This is a genomic window from Streptomyces sp. MZ04 (genome assembly GCF_004684775.1).
Lineage (GTDB): Bacteria > Actinomycetota > Actinomycetes > Streptomycetales > Streptomycetaceae > Streptomyces.
The window spans coordinates 1-2,026 of record NZ_SRIC01000527.1; the positions used below are offsets into that span (position 1 = coordinate 1).

Consider the following 2,026-nt stretch of genomic DNA (forward strand, 5'->3'; position numbering starts at 1 on the left):
GTCCTGACATCCGGCCCCACCCCTGCACCTCCCGCCATCCCCAACTCCTCGATCCCTTGGTTCCCTTGGTTCCCTTGGTTCCCTTGCGCCTTGCCAACGCGCTCTCAGCGGTTCAAGTCCATGACTCCGACGCCGAGCCCTTCGTAGATGTGGGGCGCCACCGTAGCGACGGCCGCCCCCGGCTCGTACCCGGCGGCCACACCGCGCGCAGCTACGACGGCCGCCGCGCAACCCAACGGGAGCCCGGCATGCCGCAGCTTCATGACGTCGACGGTGTCGGAGTAGTCGAGCGGCACCACACCGAGGGCATCCAACTGCCCTACGTGCTCGGCGATGCCCTCAAATTCGGAGTCCGCGTCGACCAGGGAAAGCACCGGCACGCACAGCCTCAGGAACTCGTCACCGTGGGCGTAGTGGACGAGGCCGGACACCTGCTTGTTCCCTCGCAGCGCCAGCAGCGTCGGAGCGTCGAGGACCAGATGGTGCTCTTCCATCAGGCCGCCGTGCCCTTCCCGGACTTGGGGCCCGCCTGACGGCCGTCGAAGAAGTCCCGCACCTTACGCCCCACCGCAGCGCTTTCCTCATCGGTGACCTCGGCACCGAAATGCTCGGCGAGATAGGCCCGGCAGCGCTCAGCCCGCTCCTGACGCTCCTCAGCGGTGAGCATCCGCTCGGCCACCTCTTGCATCAGGGCACGCACGGACATGTTGCGGGAGGCGGCGACGACGGCAAGACGGTCGCGCACGTCAGCGGGAACACGAATCATGACTTCGGACATGCCGCGAGTAGACGCAGGCGTAGACGGCGGGGGAGTCTCAAGCGCGTCGACGGGATGCCTCCGAGCATCCGCGACGGCGGCCCGATGCGCAGCAGACGCTTCCCGCATCTTGCGCCGCATCTCGACGGACTCCTCATCCGTCACGTGATGCCCGAGATGCTCGGCGAGCAGGGTGCGGGTTCGATCGGCCCGCTCCTTCAGCTGCTCAGGCGTGAGCGCACGAGCAGCGAGGTCCCGCATCAGGGCTCGGAGACTGGTGCCGCGTACTTCGGCGACAGCGGCAAGCTGGTCGCGCACCTCGGCGGGCACGCGGATCACGACGTCGACCATGCGGTGAGTATGCGGTGCGGAGACGCAGGCGTTGCCCCCTCGGCGGCGACATCACCTGTCGGCGACGAACGACCCCATGCCGGGGGTGGTGACGATGAGGCCTTCGGCGCGAAGGGCGGCGGTGGCTTTGCGGACGGTATCGCGAGCGACGCCGAACTCCTGCTCCAGCTTCACCTCGGAGATCAGCGCACGCTCCGGATACTCACCGCTTGCGATGCGTTCCCGGACCACTTCGGCGATCTGCTGCCACTTCGGCCTTGTCGGATTGAATTCGAACACAGGTGGACTGTACGTACTGCCACGCATGGGCTCATAGATAGGCCCCTTGTTGCATATGGGTAGACAGGGGTCTGCAAGCGACCGTACGGTGAGTACGCAAGAGACCCCGGCGACGGATGAAGGCCGCCCCGGGGCATGGCCGAACGCTTCGAAGGAGCGCCGACATGCGCGACTCTATCGCCCGCTTCCTACGCTGGACCCTCACGTACTGCACCCCGCATCCGCGCGGCCAGCACCGCGCCGACGCCGCACCAGTACGGCACACCCCCTCCCTGCCACGCCCCTTCACCGAACTCCTAGACGGCAGCACCCAACTCCTCGTACGCCCCTACGTACTTGACCTGGAGGAACTGCGCCGCCAACGCGCCCGCCGCCGCGCCCTGTACCTGGCCACGCTCGGCGTCGACGTAGGCCCGCAGAACATCCACGGCGTACGGGTGGCCGCCCGATGACACCACACCCGCGCCCGCCGGTCCGCATGTGCGCCCGCTGCCAACACACCACCGACGCCCCTGTCCTCGTACACGAGGTGCACGCGGCCACGGGTCCCGGCTTCAACGTCTACGCGTGCCAGGCCTGCGCCACGCACTACCCGCCGCCCACCGACGCGCTGGAACTCCTCGACGCCCCACCCCACCC

Annotated in this window: 5 protein-coding genes; 2 read left to right on the forward strand and 3 right to left on the reverse strand. The window is 68.1% G+C overall.

The features are described 5' to 3' along the window. Positions 1-104 precede the first annotated feature (104 nt). Genes E2651_RS42785 through E2651_RS42800 form a run of 3 tightly spaced genes read right to left on the reverse strand, consistent with a single transcriptional unit; the run spans position 105 to position 1,387 of the window. Positions 105-494 carry a hypothetical protein gene (locus E2651_RS42785; protein ID WP_135336658.1) on the reverse strand — a complete coding sequence of 130 codons (390 nt, stop codon included), beginning with the start codon at positions 492-494 and terminating at the stop codon, positions 105-107. Further along, positions 494-1,108, reverse strand: coding sequence for a hypothetical protein (locus tag E2651_RS45865; protein ID WP_245239555.1), 615 nt, complete (start codon positions 1,106-1,108; stop codon positions 494-496). Before E2651_RS45865 ends, E2651_RS42785 begins: the two co-directional genes overlap by 1 nt. A 51-nt stretch (positions 1,109-1,159) precedes the next feature. After that, on the reverse strand, positions 1,160-1,387 hold the full coding sequence (locus tag E2651_RS42800; protein WP_135336659.1) for a GntR family transcriptional regulator: 228 nt from the start codon (positions 1,385-1,387) through the stop codon (positions 1,160-1,162). A 164-nt stretch (positions 1,388-1,551) separates the two neighbouring features. On the opposite strand from E2651_RS42800, the gene E2651_RS45870 reads away from it, so the two are divergent. Next, positions 1,552-1,839, forward strand: coding sequence for a hypothetical protein (locus E2651_RS45870; protein ID WP_245239556.1), 288 nt, complete (start codon positions 1,552-1,554; stop codon positions 1,837-1,839). Then, the coding region (locus E2651_RS42810; protein WP_135336660.1) for a hypothetical protein at positions 1,836-2,026 on the forward strand (191 nt) is incomplete at its 3' end. The genes E2651_RS45870 and E2651_RS42810, both read left to right, overlap by 4 nt.